The organism is Bacillus sp. FJAT-29790, assembly GCF_019039215.1.
Lineage (GTDB): Bacteria > Bacillota > Bacilli > Bacillales > Cytobacillaceae > Cytobacillus.
Map to the genome: position 1 here is coordinate 211,656 of NZ_JAHNZZ010000001.1, position 18,603 is coordinate 230,258.

Genomic DNA, 18,603 nt, shown 5'->3' on the forward strand with positions numbered 1-18,603 from the left:
GGGGTCTCCCGCTTCCCTCTATTCCCGAAGGAGTCAAGTGCCCTCCGCTCCAATCAACTCAGATTATTGAATATTATCACATTAATAAAGCAACAAAGTTTACTACAACAGCCTAAAATAAAATACCCAAATGTTTAGCTGACAGGTACTTCATCAAACACATAAAACACTTGTACAAGTTTCTTTTCTGTATATTTCTTTTCCCCTTATATAAAAATAAAATAGTTATTTTTTAACTTATTACTTTCAAATGCATGCGATATTCATTATGATAAGGGAATATGAAAAAGATTGAAGGGAAATAATCCATGTGGAGTAGAGTACGAATTTTACTGGAAAAACTGTCACCTGCCCAGGTGATTTCAGGGTATTATTTACTGGCAGTAACTGTTTCAATTCTTTTATTTAGCATTCCAGCAGTCCATAGACCTGGGGTCGAAGTGGATTTTATTGATACAGTCTTTACAGCTGTCAGTGTGGTAAGTGACACGGGTTTGACTGTATTTAATATTTCAGAAACATATAGTGTGTTTGGGTATTTTATTATTATGCTCGTATTGCAATTCGGAGGCATTGGCATTATGGCCATTAGCACATTTTTTTGGATGATTTTGGGCAGAAAAATTGGCTTGCGCGAACGTCGCCTAATAATGGTTGACAATAATCAATTCGCATTATCGGGACTCGTTCAATTAGTTAGAGAAATCATCAAGATTATTCTCCTTATTGAGCTTATCGGGGCACTCATTCTTGGATTTCACTTCTTGAAATACTATCCGACCTGGCAGGAAGCGTTTCTTCAAGGCTTGTTTGCATCAGTTAGTGCCACAACAAACGCCGGGATGGATATAACAGGAGAGTCACATGCTCCTTTTGCAGGAGATTATTTTGTCCAACTGATAAATATTTTACAAATTATTCTTGGTGCCATTGGGTTTCCTGTACTCATTGAAGTGAAGGAATATTTATTTCGGAGAAAGTCCGATCTAAAATACCCTTTCCGCTTTTCATTATTTGCAAAATTGACGACATCGACATATGGAATTCTTCTCGTTTTGGGAACGATCCTTATTTTACTATTTGAATTTAAGCATTATTTTCAAGGTTTGCCTTGGCATAAAAGCTTTTTCTATGCTCTTTTTCAAGCAGCAACGACGAGAAGTGCCGGGTTAACGACAATGGATATTAATGAATTTTCAATGCCGACGCTCTTAGTCATGAGTATTTTCATGTTTATTGGCGGATCTCCGAATTCTGTTGGCGGGGGAATCAGGACGACGACATTTGCTTTGAATATGTTATTTATTTATCACTTTGCAAAAGGAAATCGCGAGATCAAAATTTTTAATCGAGAGCTGCATCAAGATGATATTATAAAATCACTGGCCATAACGCTATTGGCAATTGTAATGTGCTTTATTTCGGTTGTTGCTCTAAGTATTTCTGATAGCCAGCATCAGCTGATTGCGATTTTTTTAGAAGTTTGCTCTGCCTTCGGTACGGTAGGGTTGTCTATGGGGATTACCCCAGAACTTAGCATTTTTGGGAAATGCGTTCTAATGATATTGATGTTTATCGGAAGAATTGGTCTGACTTCCTTCTTATTTATTATTGGAGGCAATAAAAAGCAAGCAAATTATCATTATCCGAAAGAGAGAGTTATTATAGGTTAAATCTAAAATCCGAGGAGCGATCCCCGGATTTTTTTGTTTCAATAATAATAATATATATTTTTCGAGGGCGTCGCGTGCTTGTCGGGGGTGAACACTAAGGAAAGCTCCTTAGAATAAAAATCGCAGAAACAATCGGCTTTTTAATTTCCCAAAGGCGCTTCCTCTTTTTTGTTAGTCGGTTCCCCTACTCACATCCTTTGTAGGGTGCATAAATGGGTATGCTTTGGGAGGTTTTTTACTTTCTAGCAGCGCTTTGTTTTCTGCTGTATTCCAGCCAATATCATTTGTCGGATGAATCCATTCATCACCAGCCATTATGGAAGGATCAGTTTCAGCACTCCAATTTTCTAAAGGAGAATTTACAGACGCATAGAAGCTATCGCCAATCGTTACACCGAAAGAATTTTCAAATGGCGGTTCCATTTTAATGCCAGTATCCTTAAAACTAGGAGCCTCGATTTGATGTGGTAGTGTTTCATCAATTCCGATTGGTTTTGCAGCTTGCTTTTTCCTATTTTTCATTTGTACTCATTCCTTTTTTCTTATAGCTTTTGTTTAATAAAACAATTTATTTATTAAAAATAAGGAAATTATTATATCGAATGAAAGCAGGCAGGAAACGAACAATAAGAAGGTAATTTTGAATTAGGAGGAGTAAGAAATGGCGAAAAGAAAAGCAGAATTTGACGCAGCGGTTAAGCATAGCAAAACCCCGAAGAAAAACATTGATGAGTCTGAGTTCTCGGCAGAATTTAGCCAAGGAGAAAACCCGATGAAAGGGGCTAACAGAAATTCAAAGCAGGGAAGAAAGGGAAGATCTTAATGGATAAAAAAACCGACAAGAAACAAAGGGAAGTAGCTAATGTTGAATTTGGTATCGAATTTGGCGGAATGAATGCGAGTAAGTTGTATGAGATCCCTTTTATGAATCAAGAAAAGAGTAAAAAAAATAATAATAAATGCTAAAACATAAAAATTAAGCCTGACGGATCCGCCAGGCTTGATTTTATTTACTTTTCAGAAGCAGAATATAACGCGGTCCTTTCTGAGCTCGGTTCGAAATAGGCAAGGATCGTTGTTGCCTTTTTCTCGAGCACCCGTGGATTAGCCCTAATAGAAAGTTTCTCTTTCGATTTTTGGATAAGGATAAGTCGAATGTCCCAATTATTAAAAGAGTCAAAATATTCACTTGATTCCATAAAACATCCGTGATATATTTGAATCACAAAATAAAACCAGGTTTACTATAATAAACCAACATCTTAGGAAGGTCTTGATTACATGGAAAAAAAGTACTGGGTACCTGCAATTGAACGTGTTGATAAAATCTTAAACATTATTGCCTATCATCCTGCTGAATATCGATTGATAGATTTCTCAAATGAGCTAGCTATTAATAAGAGTTCTCTTTTTTCCCTTTTAAATACGTTGGAAGTTTTGGGTTGGGTTAAAAAAGAAAAAGATGATACGTATTCGCTTGGTATGAAACTGGGTATACTTAGTGCCTCTTATTTCAGGCAGTTTGATCTTATCAATACGTTTTCTCTGGAAGCGTTGACATCAATTGAAAAAGTGGATGAAACTTATCAGCTTTCAATACTTGATGGAAAGGAAATTGTTTATCTTGCAAAAAAAGAAGGTTCATCTCCTGTAAGAGTAGCCACTGACCCAGGAATGAAATTTCTTGCTCATGCGACTGCAATGGGTAAGGTTCAATTATCCCAATATACGTATGAGCAATTAAAAGGATTGTATCCCGATGAAACCTTGGAGCAGAAAACTAAATACACGGTAAAGAGTGTAGATGAGTTATGGCAACAAATCTTAAAGATACAAAAAGATGGGTTTATCAAAGAATATCAGGAAGCTGTAGAGGACTTTTGCTGCATTGCAGCCCCGATTATTAATCATGAAAATAGAATTATTGCAGCCGTTAGTGTAACGATTCTCTCTACAAATTGGGAGGATAAGCAAGAAGTTGCTCATGAGGAAATCATTAATTTGGCTAATAGAATATCTTTAAAAGCCGGCTTTTTGGCTCCAGTTAATTCTTAAAAGGGAGGAATCTACATGCGACTAAAAAACAAGACAATCTTAATTACTGGTGCCGGTTCCGGAATTGGAAAAGCAGCCTCTATTTTATTTGCTAAAGAAGGTGGGCATATAATAATTAATGATTTATTAAGCGAATCTGGAAATGAAACACTAAACGAAATTAAGGAGTTTGGGGGAAGGGCATCATTCATAAAAGCAGATGTTACAAAAGCAGTTGAAGTGGAACGAATGGTAAGTGATGCTCTTAGCATTGATGGGAAGATAGATATCCTTTTTAATAATGCAGGAATCTCCTGTGTCGGAGCTTTGCATGAAACTAGTGAAGAGTCATGGGATAAAGTAACAAATGTAAACATTAAAGGTGTTTTTTTGCCTAGTAAGTTTGTACTCCCTCACATGATGAAGCGAAAAGACGGCGTCATTATTAATATGTCGTCATGCATTGCAGAAATTGGACTTTCTCAAAGAGCGGCATATTCAGCAACCAAAGGGGCAATTCTTGCTCTTTCAAAATCGATGCAAGTTGATTATGCTCCTTACAATATTCGAGTGAATGCTATATTACCGGGTACCATCCTCACTCCTTTTGTAGAAAATTATTTGAAAAACTCGTATGAAAATGCTGAAGATGCTTTAAATAACATCAAAAAAAGGCAGCTAAGCGGTGATTTGGGGCGACCTGAAGATGTAGCAAAAGCAGCGCTATTCTTGGCATCTGATGAATCTAAGTTTATGATGGGCTCCCCGCTTTATATTGATGGTGGAGTAACATTTGGAAAAATGGCTTAAAAAGAATGGAGAGAAGAAAATGAAACTATTAAATTTTAAAGATCAAACAAATGATCGCTACAAATTTGGGGTAAAAACAGAATATGGTATCTTAGATGTTGAAAAAGCATGGAAGGCGACTGGTCAACCTTTAGATCTTCCACTTTCTTTAGAAAAGTGGTTAGAAGGGGATTCTTTATCGAAAGAGAAGTTCGAATATTTCGTAAAGTCGAATGGAAATAACAGCGTATTTTTACTTGATGAGAAGGATATTGAATTCGGTCCTTGTATTCCGAAAGGTTCGAAAATTATTTGTGTAGGATTAAATTATAGAAAACATGCGGAAGAATCAAATATGGAGCCTCCAGAGTCCCCGGTATTATTTAATAAATTCAGTAATGCTCTCGCAGGACATGGAGAAAAGATAGAACTTCCTGCGGATTCAAATAAAGTTGATTTCGAAGCCGAACTTGGAATTGTCATTGGTGAAAAAATAAAAAATGTTTCAAAAGAACAGGCCTTAGACTTTGTGGCAGGGTATTGCAACGTAAATGATTTATCGGCAAGAGATCTTCAGTTCCGAACTAATCAATGGCTTTTAGGGAAAAGTTGCGATGGCTTCAGTCCGATAGGCCCTTATTTAGTAACAGCAAATGAAGTCGGTAATCCTAATCAATTAAAGATAGAAACAATTGTGAATGGTGAAATCAGACAATCTTCGAATACATCAGATATGATTTTTTATTGCGATGAGATTATTAGTTATATTTCTAAATACATTACTTTAGAGCCTGGAGATATTATTTTAACGGGCACTCCAGAAGGCGTAATATTTGGTCTGCCGGAAAATGAGCAGATCTGGTTGAAAGAAGGAGATGAAGTAACCATCAAAATTGAAAAACTTGGTGAGTTGACAAACCAATTAACATCCTCAATAAAAATAGCGGAGCCAAAATCCTCAGTAGGAAATGTATGATGAATTTTGCGCTCTAGTTAATGACGGTACGAGGGTTACATAGTGAACTCCTGACATGCTTTCTATTATATATACAAGGGGGAAAAGATATGGATAAAAGGTTATCGTTGATATTGATGGTACTACTATTGATAGTTTTTACGGCATTTGCTGGTTGTAGTAAGGAAACAACTAAATCAGAGAGTGATGTATATACAGTTAAAATAGGCTATGAAAATCAGCCAGGTGAGCCATTGGATTTAGCGGCAAACGAATGGAAAAAACTTGCTGAAGAAAAAAGCAACGGAAAAATTAAGATTGAACTTTACCCTAGTTCTCAACTTGGTTCGAAGCAGGATGCAATCGAACAGATGAGGGCAGGTGCAAATATTATTTATATTGCTGATGCGAGCTTCTTAATGGATTTCGTCCCTGATATTGGAATTCTTTCAGCTCCTTATTTGACAGATGATTATGATAGTTTATTTAAATTAACTGACAGCGATTGGTTTAAGGGTTTAGAAAAAGATTTGCAGGATAAAGGTATCCATATCGTGACAACAAAATGGGTTTATGGGGACCGCCATTTGATTACGGATAAGGAAGTAAAAACACCGGAAGACTTAAAAGGGCTCAAAGTTCGAGTGCCCAATAATCCTTTACAGATAAAAATAATAGAAAAAATGGGAGCAACAGCCACCCCTCTACCACTTGGTGAGGTTTATCCGGCCATCGCTCAGGGTGTAATAAACGGTATGGAAAACCCTCTTCCTGTTATATATGGATCTAAAGTTTATGAAAATGCTAAGTACTTAGCTTTAACAGCCCATACGAATATGATTATTCAATGGATTTCTGGACAATCCTATATGGAAAAACTTCCAGAAGATATAGTGAAAGTTCTAAAGGAGACTGGCGATGAAACAGGTAAATTCATGGCCGAAAAAGTTAAAGAATCAGAGAAAAATGTTTTAAAAGACCTAGAAGGTTCTGGAGTGAAAATTACAGAGGTTGATAAAGAATTGTTTAAAGAAGCAATTAAATCGTTATATAAGGAAATGGATAATTGGAGTCCAGGGCTATATGACGAGGTTCAGAAATCTTTTAAATAAATTATAGAACTAACATTATAGATCGATAAAAGTTTTGTGAAAACTAGGTTATGTGGGATATGATCGTATTCCACATAACACCTCTTACATTGGCGAGTCTACTAAGAGACATTCCAATGAAGTAAAATTTATACAAAAAAAACGGAAGATTAAATGTTTCGTCAGCTTTCAAGTCTGAAGGTATTTCTGGGTTTCGAAAAGCAAGATAATTGTTACTTTGTCCATTTGTATAAAGAACTCTCTTAGATTTGTATGTCATGCTGCGTTCACTAGCAATCTATTATTACCATTTAAAATAAGGAATATCCAAATAAGGAGGAATCATATGCTGAAACGACTCGGTGGCTGGATTTCGAATGTAGATAACATTTTCGCTTCTATATCACTTATTTTAATTATAAGTGTGACAGTTATTGGTGTATTTATGAGGTATGTTCTAGGAGATCCATTGAAATGGACAGAAGAAATGACAATGGCCTTATTTGTTTGGTTTACTTTCCTCGGCGCAAGTGTTGTAACAAAGGAAGATGGACATGTTGGAATTGAATATTTTGTAGAAAAACTCAATCCAGTAATGCGAAAAATAGCCTTTTTATTCAGACAGATGGTTCTTATTTCTCTGAACGTTTATGTGTTTTTTTACCTGGGCATTCAGTTGACTGCACTCGCGACAGATAAACTAACACCTATCCTTAGAATTAGTTACATTTACATTGATGTTGCTGTAGTTTTAAGCGGGGTTTTTTCTACCATTCACATTTTATCTCATATGTTTAACATGAGTGATAAAAATAAAGCAGAATCAACATTAATTGAAAAAGATAACGAAAAACAATATGCACCTCAGAAGGAGGCGAAAGCATGAGTATTGCAATTTCTACTATATCATTATTTGCGTTGTTTTTAGCTGGTATTCCGGTTGCATTTGCGATTATTGGTAGCACTCTAATCTATTTTTTAATTTCCCAGCAAGTAGAACCGATGTTGTTAGTTCAAAGAATGATTGCTGGAATAGAATCAGTACCACTACTTGCCATTCCATTTTTCATAGTCGCTGGTGTTCTAATGAACTATACGGGAATTACCCGCAGAATAGCAAATTTTGCGGAAGTAATCACAGGACACCTTCCAGGGGGATTAGCCCAGGTTAGCGTAGTGCTGAGTACGATAATGGGAGGACTTTCAGGGTCTGGATTAGCAGATGCAGCTATGCAAGCGAAAATGATGCATCCAGAAATGAATAAAAAAGGGTACGATCCCGGATTTTCTGCTACTGTCATCGGAGCCTCCTCGCTTATTACACCATTAATACCACCTGGTATCGGGATGATTTTATACGGATATATTGGAAATGTTTCCATCGGAAAGCTCTTTATGGCGGGAGTTGTTCCGGGATTAATGACGTGTCTTTTAATGATGATTGCTGTCCATATCGTTTCTAAAAAACGAGGTTATTTGCCAATAAGAGAAAAAGTGGCACGGCCTAAGGAAGTTGCTATCGCTTCAAAAGATGCTATTCTAGCGTTAATATTGCCAGTCATTATTATCGGCGGAATCCGCATAGGTGTTTTTACCCCGACAGAAGCTGGGGCTGCTGCTATTGTTTATGCTTTGTTAATCGGGTTTTTATTTTATAGAGAAATGAAAATTTCACATTTGATGAAAGCGCTAAAGGAATCTGTTTCGACTTCCGCATCTATTTTGCTAATTATTGCTGCAGGGTCTGCATTTGGGTGGATTCTAACATGGGAAAGAATTCCTCATATTGCAACAGACTATGTAACTCAAGTTGTAAGCACACCGGTGGCCTTTCTATTAGTATTAAATCTATTTTTAATAATACTAGGAATGTTTATTGAAGGAAATGTTGCCATTATTATTTTAACACCATTGTTGATTCCGATGGGCGAGGCATATGGAATTGATCCTGTCCATTTAGGAATGGTCTTTTTGTTTAATATTGGAATAGGAACGATTACCCCACCACTTGGAACAGCGATGTTTACCGTTTGTTCCATAACAAAGGTTAAAATAGAGCATTTTTTAAAAGAGGTATGGCCAATGTACATTGTCTTATTTATCGCTTTAATGCTCATTACATTTGTACCGATGATTTCATTGTGGCTGCCGGGATTATTAAAGTGATTCATTTGTATCCAAACGGTAGGGTTATTAAACTGTCAAAAGGAGAAAAAACATGCGGATTATTCGATATGAAAATGAACAAGGAACTCCGATTTTAGCGGCATTAACCGATGATTCAAAAGTGTTTCCTCTTATTTTTAAGCATTTTTTCGAGTTGGTAGAATACGCAAAGGAGCGTAATCAGTCACCTTATTCTTTTGTTAAAGAAATGACACAAGATGAACTACCTTCGGCAATAAAGTTTGAGGATCTATCATTACTAATTCCGATTGAAGCACCAGAAGTATGGGCGGCCGGAGTCACATATGAAAAAAGTAAAGAAGCAAGAAATTATGAAGCGACAGATGGAAAGTTAGACGTGAACACTTTTTATGATAAAGTTTACGGTGCTGAGCGCCCAGAAATTTTCTTTAAGTCGACCGCTGCAAGAACAGTGGGACCAAATACAGAAGTATATTTACGTAGTGATTCAAACTGGCAAATTCCCGAACCGGAATTGGGTCTTGTGATTAATCAAGAAGGAAACATTTTGGCTTACACGATTGGAAATGATATGAGTTGTCGTGATATAGAAGGTGAAAATCCCCTTTATCTTCCGCAAGCAAAAATATGGAAGCAATCATGTGCCATTGGACCTTCTCTTCTGCTAGCAGAAACAGTTGAAGATGCTTATCAATTTGATATTATTTGTAGAATTTATCGTGACAATAAAAAGGTAGTCGAGGGAAAAGCGAACACTAGCCAATTAAAAAGAAGGTATGATGAATTAATTTCCTATTTATTAAGGGATAATGAGATTTTTGATGGAACCATCCTTTTAACAGGGACATGTATAGTTCCACCAAATGATTTTACTCTAATGGACAGAGATGTAATAGAAATTGAAATCCCTGAAATTGGAGTATTGAGAAACCCAGTGAAAGCACCAGCTAATAAACAGATCGCTCTTTATTAAAGGCTGTTTTCGTAAAGTTTGTTGTTTTTATAAGGGGATTTTTATTTAATAATCTGAGTTGATTGGAGCGGAGGGCACTTGACTCCAGCGGGAGATAGAGGGAACGGGAGACCCCACAGGCGGTAACGCCGAGGAGGCTCCCGTCCCTCCCCGCGGAAAGCAAGTGCCCGCAGCGGAAATCAACGGATAAACTTTGTAGGCTAAAACAACAATATATGCGAAGTCAGCCTTATTAAAATATTGATGAAGGAGCCAAATAATAATGATAAAAAACTATAAAACTATTTTGATGAAGCCGGAAGATTTAGTTGCAACTGCGCTAGAAAACATTCCGGCAAATGCTATTGTAACGGTGTCCTGCAGGGGGAAAAACCTTACTATTGAGCTATTAGAAGATATCGAATTCGGTCATAAGTTTGCAGTTACTCTGATTACAGAAGGAACAGATATTCTAAAATACGGTGAAGTCATAGGAAGAGCAAGTCAAAATATTGAACCAGGTGCCCACGTACATGTGCATAATATTGAAGGAATCCGAGGAAGAGGTGACCAAATTGAAATTAACAAATGATAATAAATTTTGGGGATATCGAAGACCAGATGGTAAAGTAGGTGTTCGAAACCATGTATTAATATTACCGACTATTACATGCGCAACACAAGCTGCAAAGCAAATTACAGAATTGGTTCATGGGACGGTTTCGTTTATCCATCAACATGGTTGTGCTCAAGTGGGAATAGATTATGAGCAGACATTTCGTACATATGTTGGGATGGGAGCAAATCCAAATGTTTATGGAGTAGTCGTTCTCGGACTAGGATGTGAAACGCATCAAGCTAGAAGTGTGGCTGGTGAACTGGCCAAAACGAATAAACCAGTAGAAGTTGTTTCTATCCAAGATCATGGAGGCACGTTAACGGCGATCGCAGAAGGAGCAAAGATAGCCGCAAAAATGGTCCAGGATGCATCTGCCCAACCAAGAGAGCTATGCGACATTAGTGAGTTAATTATTGGGACAGAATGTGGAGGCTCAGATGCCTGTTCGGGTATTTCGGCTAACCCTGCGGTTGGAGCCGTCAGTGATATGATTATTGAGCATGGCGGGACCGCCATTTTAGCAGAAACGACGGAGTTAATTGGGGCGGAGCATTTATTAGCAAATAGGGCAGTAGATGACAGAGTAGCGAAAAAAGCGTATGAAGTCATTAAGGCCATGGAAAAGCGTTCTATTCAAATGGGAGTGGATATCCGAACTGGAAATCCTAGCCCTGGAAATAAAAGAGGCGGCCTAAGTACGCTGGAAGAAAAATCTTTAGGAGCCGCTAATAAAGCAGGAAGTAAACAATTACAGGAAGTTATTGATTATGCTCAATCCCCAAATAAAAAAGGATTAGTTTGGATGGATACTCCAGGACATGATATTGAACAATTAACAGGGATGGTAGCGGGTGGAGCGCAAGTGGTTCTATTTACCACCGGAAGAGGAACACCTACAGGTTCCCCGATCGCACCTACTATTAAAATATCAACTAATACTGGCATATTTGAAAAAATGAGAGAAAATATTGATTTAAACGCAGGAACTATTATCGAAGGCACAGAAACGATCGATTCTGTTGGTATAAGGATTTTTGAAGAAATTGTTAAAGTTTCTTCTGGAAAATTAACGAAAGCAGAAATTTTGAAACAGCATGATTTTGGAATTTGGAGAATAGGACCAACTTTCTAATTAAGAAAAGGGGTAACAACCATGCAAACGGTATTTAAAGAAAAAACCTATAAAAATTTTATTGATAATGAGTGGGTAGAATCACTTTCTCAAAAAGTAATTAAAAGTATAAATCCAGCTAACAAGGAAGAAGTAGTCGGTTATGTTCAAAACTCTACGAAAGATGATTTGGACAATGCAATGAATGCGGCCCACCAAGCGAAAAAAGCATGGCGTAAGCTAGGTCAGGCAGCGAGAGGTCAGTTGTTATTTAAAGTAGCAAACGTATTAGAAGAGAACCTTAACGATATTGCTGAAACTATGACGAGAGAAATGGGCAAAACGCTACCTGAAGCAAAAGGTGAAACGGCACGGGGTGTGGCAATTCTTCGCTACTATGCAGGAGAGGGAATGCGTAAAGAAGGGGATGTTATTCCTTCGTCAGATAAAGATGCACTAATGTTTACAAAGCGTACTCCTTTGGGTGTTGTAGGTGTAATTACTCCGTGGAACTTTCCTGTGGCTATTCCAATTTGGAAAATTGCACCTGCTCTAGTATATGGAAATACAATTGTATTGAAGCCTGCCTCTGAAGGTGCAGTAACAGCGGCAAAAGTTGTGGAATGTTTTGCTAAAGCGGGGCTTCCTAAAGGGGTGCTGAACTTAATTACGGGCTCGGGTTCAGTAATCGGGCAAGAATTAATTGAACACCCACTACTGAATGGGATTACATTTACTGGGTCCGAGACTGTTGGTAAAAATATATCGAAAGCAGCATCAGAGCGAGGCATTAAATTCCAAATGGAGATGGGCGGGAAAAATCCTGTAATCGTCACTAAAGATGCAAATATAGATTTGGCTGTCGAAGCAGTCATTAGTGGAGGATTCCGTTCTTCTGGACAAAAATGCACTGCATCGAGCCGGGTTATTATCGAAGAAGCAGTTTATGAAGATTTTAAAGAAAAGCTAATACAGGAAACGAAGAAAATCACTATCGGTAACGGCTTACATGAAGGTATTTGGATGGGGCCATGCGCGAGTGAAAGTCAGTTTAATACTGTGAAAGAGTATATTGAAAAAGGAAAAGCAGAGGGTGCCTCTTTACTTTTAGGTGGCGAAGAACTAAAAGGCGAAGAGTATGAGAATGGATATTACATTTCACCAGCTATTTTTGAAATAGCCACACCACATTTGGCTATTGCCCAAGAAGAAATATTTGGTCCCGTCATCGCCTTAATTAAAGCTGCTAATCTAGAAGAAGCTATTGAAATCGCTAACAATACTAAGTACGGCTTAAGCGCCTCCATATTCACATCTAACATAAACGCTTTGCTGGAATTTATTGATGAAATTGAAGCGGGTCTTGTAAGAATCAATGCGGAAAGTGCTGGTGTTGAACTTCAATCTCCATTTGGTGGAATGAAAGCTTCAAGCTCAGGTTCCCGTGAACAAGGAGAAGCAGCAAAAGAGTTTTTCACTGCTATTAAGACAATTTTTATTAAAGGATCATAATAGCGGATTAACGTCCGAGTAAGTTTTTTGCCTTTTTCTTTGCTGGGTAGGCGAAGAAGGTTATATAAATGCTAGTTGCTGTTTTGAAAAAATAAAATCAAGCCTGACGGATCCGCCAGGCTTGATTTTTACTTTACTTTACTTTACTTTTCGGGAGTAGAAAATAACGATGTCTTTTCAGAGCTCGGTTCGAAAAAGGCAAGGATAGTCGTTGTCTTTTTCTCGATCTTTCCTTCAGTAAAATATTTGTCTAAATCAAATGTTAGTTTTTCAATTAGTGTGTGCTTATATATATCCTTTTCGTTAAGCCCTAGGTTGGCGAACTCTTTGCCTAAGCGGGCTGGGTCCTGTAAGATGTCCTGATAAATTGAGGATCTTTCGGATTTTTCGTAGCTGGATTCCCACCATGGTTTTCTTGGTTTATATTTTTGCCTGGAAAGATAATCATATTTCATCAGGCCTTCAATCACATCTAAGTTGGTAATCTTGCTATATTCAAGAAATTCATAGAGGCGTTTGTACAAATCCTCTAATTGATGCCCGATTCTGGACCAGCCTTGTTGCTCCCAATAACTTCCGAAATCTTGAAAGAAGTCGAATGGAGATGGAAATGCATGTGAAACAAGATATTCAATCGTAAAATCCATCCGATGAGCATTCCAATATTTTTCAAGGACATCTTCAACTTGTTTAATTTTTATGATGTCATCGAACGATAGGACATTATTTCCGAGCATTTCATATGGGGAGTGATCCATATAAATATATTGGTGCTGTTCTGCTCTCAATCTTAGTCCTGTTCCCCTTAACAATTTTAAGAAGCCAAGCTGTAATTCCTCAGGTCGCATCGCAAAGACATCATTAAATGTTCTTTTGAAGGAATGGTAATCTTCTTCAGGAAGCCCAGCAATTAAATCGAGATGCTGGTCAATTTTCCCACCGTCCTTAACCATCGTAACAGTACGTGAGAGCTTTTCGAAGTTTTGTTTCCTCATGACAAGCTCGTTCGTATAATCATTCGTTGACTGAACCCCAATTTCAAATCTAAATAACCCAGGTGGTGCTTCCTTATTTAAAAATTCGATAACCTCAGGCCTCATAATATCAGCTGTTATTTCAAATTGAAATACCGTTCCAGGCAAATGCTCATCAATAAGAAACCGAAACATTTCCATGGCATAGCTTCTGCTGATATTAAACGTCCGGTCAACGAATTTAATTGTTCTCGCGCCATTCTTCATTAAATATCTAATATCTTCTTTTACTTTTTCTCTGTCAAAATACCTAACACCTACTTCAATAGAAGAAAGGCAGAATTGACAGCTAAAAGGGCAGCCACGGCTTGTTTCTATATAAGTAACTCGTTTAGAAAGATGAGAGATATCCTCTTCAAATCTGAAAGGGGATGGCAGATCGCGGAGATCCAGCTTGTTTCGCTGTGGGTTTATTTTGATCTGGCCGTCTTTTCGAAAGGCAACACCAGGAACAATTTCAAACTGTGTTTGTTCTGTGAGCTCAGTTAATAATTGTTTGAACGTTTCTTCTCCCTCGCCAATGACAATAAAGTCGAATTCATCTACATTTTCCATCCAATCCTGAACATCGTAAGACACTTCCGGTCCGCCAACAATAATCTGAATGGAAGGATTAATTTTTTTAATCATTTTACAGACTTTAATCGTTTCTTCAATATTCCAGATATAACAGCTAAAGCCAATAATAGCAGGCTTTTTCCGAATGAGGTCAGTCACAATGTTCATGACTGGATCATTAATCGTGTACTCTGCAATTTCAATATCGAACTCTGGCTGTGCATATGCCTTCAAATAACGAATGGCTATATTTGTATGAATATATTTAGCATTTAACGTCGAACAAATAATTTTCATTATAGGAACTCCTTTAAAGAGTATTAAAACAACAACATATTATTATAACCTATTGTAGACAAAATGGATAGTAAAGAACCCCCTCACAGAAAGAAGCCCACTCCGTAAAAAGGAGCGGGCTTCTAATAGATTAAGGTATCATCCAAGAAAAAACAGTATGCTGAAGGTATGTCATAATACAGATAAGTAAAACAAGGAATAGGCTATGTTTTATTGTAAAGCGGAATAAATCTGCTTCTTTTCCAGCAAGGCCCACAGCTGCACATGCCACAGCAATTGATTGTGGAGAAATCATTTTCCCTGTTACGCCACCAGAAGAGTTTGCTGCTATTGCTAATACTGGATCCATACCTACCGAAGTTGCGGTAATTTTTTGTAGTGCGCCGAATAATAGGTTTGCGGAAGTATCCGAGCCTGTAATGAACACGCCTAGCCATCCAAGTAATGGAGAGAAGAATGGGAATAGCATCCCGGTTTTAGCAAGGCTCATTCCAAGAGTCGTACTCATTCCAGAGGAATTCGTAACATAAGCAAACCCTACGACTGCACCGATCGTAATAATCGGATATTTCAACTCATTTAGTGTTTCGCCGAAGGTAATGGCAAAGTTTTTCCATGAAATTTTAACAATGAATTTAGAGATAAATGCTGAAATTAAAATCGCTGTTCCAGCTGCCCCAAGAATTTCAAGTTTAAATATAGCTCCGACCGTGTCTCCGGCAGCATTAATAATTTTATTATGTAGACCGGGTACTTCTGGTAAGAAGGTCAGTGAACTTCCGATATTGTTGATGCTATTCAAAATGACATTTGGTCCCTCATATTGACCTATCAATGCCTTTTTCACAGCTGGAATTCCCCATAAGGAAATAATGCCAGTTAGGATAAGGAAAGGCGACCATGCTTTAAAAATTTGTCCGCCAGTATAAGAAACCTCTTTCTGATAAGAGATTTGCCTAGCAGCAGTAGCTGCCATTTCTTGCTCGGCAGGGAATCGATAAATCGTTTTTGGCTGCCAAAATTTTAAGAAGATAGCTAATGCAAACAGAGACACTATTGCGGATAGAATATCAGGAAGTTCAGGTCCCAGAAAGTTAGATGATAGATATTGGGTAACTGCAAACGAAACACCCGACACAAGGATCGCCGGCATAATCTCCCATGCTTTTTTAAATCCTGTCATAATGACTACTAAATAAAAAGGAATAAATACAGATAAGAAAGGAAGCTGCCGTCCAACCATTTTTGAAATTTCCATAGCAGGAATACCTGTCGGACCTTCCACCGCAATAATTGGGATCCCGATCGCCCCGAAAGCAACTGGTGCTGTGTTGGCAATTAAACAAAGCCCAGCAGCATAAAGGGGATTAAATCCTAGCCCAACTAACAATGCGGCTGAAATTGCAACAGGAGCTCCAAATCCAGCTGCCCCTTCAAGGAATGCACCAAAAGAAAAGGCTACTAGAAGAGCCTGAATACGACGGTCTTCTGTTATGGACAAAACAGAGCTTCGGATAATATCAAACTGCCCTGTTTTTACGGTTAATTTATACAAAAATACAGAAGTAATGATAATCCACCCAATCGGGAGAATTCCATAAACAGCTCCCTGAGTGGCTGACATGAATACCATATTTGCCGGCATTTTAAAAGCAACTACAGCAATGACCATAGCGATTAGTAAAGTAGTAATCCCCGCTATATAGCCTTTCATTCTTTTAATTGCTAAAGCCCAGAAAAAATACAAAATTGGGATGAGTGCCACTACAGCAGATAAAGCAAGATTATCTCCAACTGCAGTAAAATTTTGAGTAAATGTCGTCAAACCTATACCCCCATGTTCAATTTAATAGATTTCCTAATCATCAAGTACAGTATCCAAATTACCTCTTCCCATAAAGTAATCGGTTACAATTAATTAAAAACAAGATGATTAGGTCATCAGATGACTTGATAAATTACAGTATATTTCTTTTATTCGAAAAAGACAATCTCCTTTATTGCAATTTGTGAATAATTAAAGAAATTTCTTTAAAAGGAACTGTTTACTATACGACTATAATTTGTTGTAAAGTGTTATAATCTGAATAATAATAAGCGTATTCAGAAATAGTTGGGACGGAAATACTGGGGGGAATCAATTGAAGTACAAAAAAATTAAGCCAAAAAAAATATATGAAGAAGTAACTGAAACCATTTATGAAATGATTCGTACTGGACAGTTAAATCCTGGTGACAAGCTGGATTCTGTTCAACAACTCGCAGAGAATTTTCAAGTTGGGCGCTCGGCCATCAGAGAAGCTTTATCAGCTCTAAGAGCAATGGGACTAGTTGAAATGAAACAGGGTGAAGGAACATATATAAAAGGATTTGGTTCCGAGCAAATTACTTTCCCGCTTTCGACAGCAATCCTAATGAACATAGAGGATGTTGCAAACTTGTTGGAAGTAAGGAAAATCATTGAGTCTGGTGCAGCTGCCTCTGCTGCAAAGAAAAGAACGTCTGAAAATCTGAAAGCAATGGAATCGGCATTAGAGGAAATGAAAATTGCGAATGGCAATGAGGAGTTGGGCGAACATGCGGATTTTCAATTTCATCTAGCAGTTGCGGAGGCATCTCAAAATCTGCTACTCTCCAGTCTATTAAATCATGTATCAGGATTAATGCAAGAGACAATGAAGGAAACAAGGCGACTTTGGCTTTTTTCCAAACGAACAACAACAGAAAAATTGTATGACGAGCATATGAAAATTTATGTAGCGATATCTAATCAGGATGAAAATAAGGCAAGCTCAGCTATGCTTGAGCATTTGGGGAATGTTGAGGAAATCCTCGGGAAATATTTTGAAGAAACAAATAAAAATGAAAAATAAGATGGTATTTGCGCCTGATTATAGAGGCGCAATTTTTTTTCAAGAACAAGTATTACCTAAATTTACACAATAATAAGATTATGATAAAATTTAATAGTCGTCTGATGACCGGTTGACTAGTGGTTTATTTACATTTAAAGTAGAAAATATGAAACTGCTTTTTAAAGAGAGGATGAATTCTATGAAAGTAACTCTTTTTGCTACATGTTTAGTGGACATGTTTCAAAGTAATGCGGGAAAGGCCACAGTAGAATTATTAGAACATCTAGGCTGTGAAATTGATTTTCCAGAATCACAGGTTTGCTGTGGGCAGCCTGCTTATAACAGTGGTTATGTGAAGGAATCAAAAGAAGCGATGAAAAGAATGATCGACACATTCCAGCATGCTGAATATGTCGTATCGCCATCAGGTTCATGTACATATATGTTTCACGAGTATCCGAATATTTTTAAAGATGATCCTGTTTGGGAGCCAAAAGCGAAAGCGCTTGCAGACAAGACATACGAATTAACTCAATTTATTGTTGATGTTTTACAAGTTGAGGATGTAGGTGCAAGGTTTGATGGAAGAGCAACGTTTCATACTTCCTGCCATATGACGAGATTACTAGGTGTAAAAGAGGCACCAATGAAGCTATTAAGAAATGTATCGGGGCTTGAATTCACTGAGCTTCCAGGGAAACATAATTGCTGCGGTTTCGGAGGGACGTTCTCTGTGAAAATGGCGCAAATTTCTGAACAAATGGTAGATGAGAAGGTTCAGCATGTGGAAGAGACGAAGGCAGAATATTTAATCGGCGCAGACGGGGGCTGTCTGATGAACATTGGGGGAAGAATCGAACGGAAAGGATTGCCGATTAAAGTGTTGCATATTGCGGAAGTTTTAAACAGTCGCTGAGAAATATAAGACGGACAGTTCAAGAGTAAACGAGCTTTAAAATGTCCGTTAACGATGAA

General features: G+C 37.7%; 18 protein-coding genes. 15 read left to right on the forward strand and 3 right to left on the reverse strand.

Going from position 1 to position 18,603, the window contains the following annotated elements; genetic code table 11:
• Positions 1-308 precede the first annotated feature (308 nt).
• Positions 309-1,673, forward strand: a complete 1,365-nt coding sequence (locus BGM26_RS01025; protein ID WP_217037875.1) for a TrkH family potassium uptake protein — start codon at positions 309-311, stop codon at positions 1,671-1,673.
• Between the two features lie 171 nt (positions 1,674-1,844).
• Here the strand turns inward: BGM26_RS01025 and BGM26_RS01030 are convergent, their stop codons facing one another.
• Positions 1,845-2,195: a DUF3905 domain-containing protein gene (locus tag BGM26_RS01030; protein WP_217037876.1), complete on the reverse strand. Its 351-nt coding sequence runs from the start codon at positions 2,193-2,195 to the stop codon at positions 1,845-1,847.
• 139 nt (positions 2,196-2,334) lie between these two features.
• Between BGM26_RS01030 and BGM26_RS01035 the strand changes: the two genes are divergently transcribed.
• From BGM26_RS01035 to gucD, 12 genes are all read left to right on the forward strand, one after another.
• Positions 2,335-2,496, forward strand: a complete 162-nt coding sequence (locus tag BGM26_RS01035; protein WP_217037877.1) for a hypothetical protein — start codon at positions 2,335-2,337, stop codon at positions 2,494-2,496.
• Positions 2,496-2,639: a hypothetical protein gene (locus BGM26_RS01040; protein ID WP_217037878.1), complete on the forward strand. Its 144-nt coding sequence runs from the start codon at positions 2,496-2,498 to the stop codon at positions 2,637-2,639. Before BGM26_RS01035 ends, BGM26_RS01040 begins: the two co-directional genes overlap by 1 nt.
• Before the next feature lie 315 nt (positions 2,640-2,954).
• The gene (locus tag BGM26_RS01045; protein WP_217037879.1) at positions 2,955-3,728 is read left to right on the forward strand and encodes an IclR family transcriptional regulator; all 774 of its coding nucleotides are present in this window, start codon (positions 2,955-2,957) and stop codon (positions 3,726-3,728) included.
• A gap of 15 nt (positions 3,729-3,743) precedes the next feature.
• A complete protein-coding gene (locus BGM26_RS01050) occupies positions 3,744-4,517 on the forward strand; it encodes an SDR family NAD(P)-dependent oxidoreductase (RefSeq protein ID WP_217037880.1) in 774 nt (257 codons plus the stop codon).
• Between the two features lie 19 nt (positions 4,518-4,536).
• Positions 4,537-5,472, forward strand: coding sequence for a fumarylacetoacetate hydrolase family protein (locus BGM26_RS01055; RefSeq protein ID WP_217040582.1), 936 nt, complete (start codon positions 4,537-4,539; stop codon positions 5,470-5,472).
• An 89-nt stretch (positions 5,473-5,561) separates the two neighbouring features.
• Entirely contained in the window at positions 5,562-6,563 is a 1,002-nt protein-coding gene (locus BGM26_RS01060; RefSeq protein WP_254118888.1) for a C4-dicarboxylate TRAP transporter substrate-binding protein, read from the forward strand.
• Positions 6,564-6,888: 325 nt separating this feature from the next.
• Positions 6,889-7,428, forward strand: a complete 540-nt coding sequence (locus BGM26_RS01065) for a TRAP transporter small permease (protein ID WP_217037881.1) — start codon at positions 6,889-6,891, stop codon at positions 7,426-7,428.
• On the forward strand, positions 7,425-8,708 hold the full coding sequence (locus BGM26_RS01070; protein ID WP_217037882.1) for a TRAP transporter large permease: 1,284 nt from the start codon (positions 7,425-7,427) through the stop codon (positions 8,706-8,708). The genes BGM26_RS01065 and BGM26_RS01070 overlap by 4 nt, the downstream gene beginning before the upstream one ends.
• A gap of 52 nt (positions 8,709-8,760) precedes the next feature.
• Entirely contained in the window at positions 8,761-9,663 is a 903-nt protein-coding gene (locus tag BGM26_RS01075) for a fumarylacetoacetate hydrolase family protein (RefSeq protein WP_217037883.1), read from the forward strand.
• Between the two features lie 262 nt (positions 9,664-9,925).
• Positions 9,926-10,234 carry a UxaA family hydrolase gene (locus BGM26_RS01080; protein WP_217037884.1) on the forward strand — a complete coding sequence of 103 codons (309 nt, stop codon included), beginning with the start codon at positions 9,926-9,928 and terminating at the stop codon, positions 10,232-10,234.
• Positions 10,218-11,393 (forward strand): UxaA family hydrolase, encoded by a 1,176-nt coding sequence (locus BGM26_RS01085; RefSeq protein ID WP_254118890.1) that lies wholly within the window; start codon positions 10,218-10,220, stop codon positions 11,391-11,393. The genes BGM26_RS01080 and BGM26_RS01085 overlap by 17 nt, the downstream gene beginning before the upstream one ends.
• 21 nt (positions 11,394-11,414) lie before the next feature.
• Positions 11,415-12,884, forward strand: a complete 1,470-nt coding sequence (gene gucD, locus BGM26_RS01090; protein WP_217037886.1) for an alpha-ketoglutaric semialdehyde dehydrogenase GucD — start codon at positions 11,415-11,417, stop codon at positions 12,882-12,884.
• Positions 12,885-13,027: 143 nt separating this feature from the next.
• On the opposite strand, the gene BGM26_RS01095 is transcribed toward gucD, so the two are convergent.
• Together BGM26_RS01095 and BGM26_RS01100 are read right to left on the reverse strand one after the other, a co-directional pair.
• Positions 13,028-14,773 (reverse strand): B12-binding domain-containing radical SAM protein, encoded by a 1,746-nt coding sequence (locus BGM26_RS01095; protein WP_217037887.1) that lies wholly within the window; start codon positions 14,771-14,773, stop codon positions 13,028-13,030.
• A 130-nt stretch (positions 14,774-14,903) separates the two neighbouring features.
• Positions 14,904-16,598, reverse strand: coding sequence for an L-lactate permease (locus BGM26_RS01100; protein ID WP_217037888.1), 1,695 nt, complete (start codon positions 16,596-16,598; stop codon positions 14,904-14,906).
• Positions 16,599-16,914: 316 nt separating this feature from the next.
• Here BGM26_RS01100 and BGM26_RS01105 point away from each other — a divergent pair, with 316 nt between their 5' ends.
• Positions 16,915-17,646 carry a FadR/GntR family transcriptional regulator gene (locus BGM26_RS01105; protein ID WP_217037889.1) on the forward strand — a complete coding sequence of 244 codons (732 nt, stop codon included), beginning with the start codon at positions 16,915-16,917 and terminating at the stop codon, positions 17,644-17,646.
• Between the two features lie 181 nt (positions 17,647-17,827).
• Complete coding sequence (locus BGM26_RS01110; protein WP_217037890.1) at positions 17,828-18,544, forward strand: (Fe-S)-binding protein; 717 nt, start codon at positions 17,828-17,830, stop codon at positions 18,542-18,544.
• The last annotated feature ends 59 nt before the right edge of the window (positions 18,545-18,603 follow it).

What these genes read in the sequence shown, in the direction of transcription:
- BGM26_RS01025 (WP_217037875.1), top strand. Translation starts at nt 309, where the DNA reads ATGTGGAGTAGAGTACGAATTTTACTGGAAAAACTGTCACCTGCCCAG.
- BGM26_RS01030 (WP_217037876.1), bottom strand. Translation starts at nt 2,195, where the DNA reads ATGAAAAATAGGAAAAAGCAAGCTGCAAAACCAATCGGAATTGATGAA.
- BGM26_RS01035 (WP_217037877.1), top strand. Translation starts at nt 2,335, where the DNA reads ATGGCGAAAAGAAAAGCAGAATTTGACGCAGCGGTTAAGCATAGCAAA.
- BGM26_RS01040 (WP_217037878.1), top strand. Translation starts at nt 2,496, where the DNA reads ATGGATAAAAAAACCGACAAGAAACAAAGGGAAGTAGCTAATGTTGAA.
- BGM26_RS01045 (WP_217037879.1), top strand. Translation starts at nt 2,955, where the DNA reads ATGGAAAAAAAGTACTGGGTACCTGCAATTGAACGTGTTGATAAAATC.
- BGM26_RS01050 (WP_217037880.1), top strand. Translation starts at nt 3,744, where the DNA reads ATGCGACTAAAAAACAAGACAATCTTAATTACTGGTGCCGGTTCCGGA.
- BGM26_RS01055 (WP_217040582.1), top strand. Translation starts at nt 4,537, where the DNA reads ATGAAACTATTAAATTTTAAAGATCAAACAAATGATCGCTACAAATTT.
- BGM26_RS01060 (WP_254118888.1), top strand. Translation starts at nt 5,562, where the DNA reads ATGGATAAAAGGTTATCGTTGATATTGATGGTACTACTATTGATAGTT.
- BGM26_RS01065 (WP_217037881.1), top strand. Translation starts at nt 6,889, where the DNA reads ATGCTGAAACGACTCGGTGGCTGGATTTCGAATGTAGATAACATTTTC.
- BGM26_RS01070 (WP_217037882.1), top strand. Translation starts at nt 7,425, where the DNA reads ATGAGTATTGCAATTTCTACTATATCATTATTTGCGTTGTTTTTAGCT.
- BGM26_RS01075 (WP_217037883.1), top strand. Translation starts at nt 8,761, where the DNA reads ATGCGGATTATTCGATATGAAAATGAACAAGGAACTCCGATTTTAGCG.
- BGM26_RS01080 (WP_217037884.1), top strand. Translation starts at nt 9,926, where the DNA reads ATGATAAAAAACTATAAAACTATTTTGATGAAGCCGGAAGATTTAGTT.
- gucD (WP_217037886.1), top strand. Translation starts at nt 11,415, where the DNA reads ATGCAAACGGTATTTAAAGAAAAAACCTATAAAAATTTTATTGATAAT.
- BGM26_RS01095 (WP_217037887.1), bottom strand. Translation starts at nt 14,773, where the DNA reads ATGAAAATTATTTGTTCGACGTTAAATGCTAAATATATTCATACAAAT.
- BGM26_RS01110 (WP_217037890.1), top strand. Translation starts at nt 17,828, where the DNA reads ATGAAAGTAACTCTTTTTGCTACATGTTTAGTGGACATGTTTCAAAGT.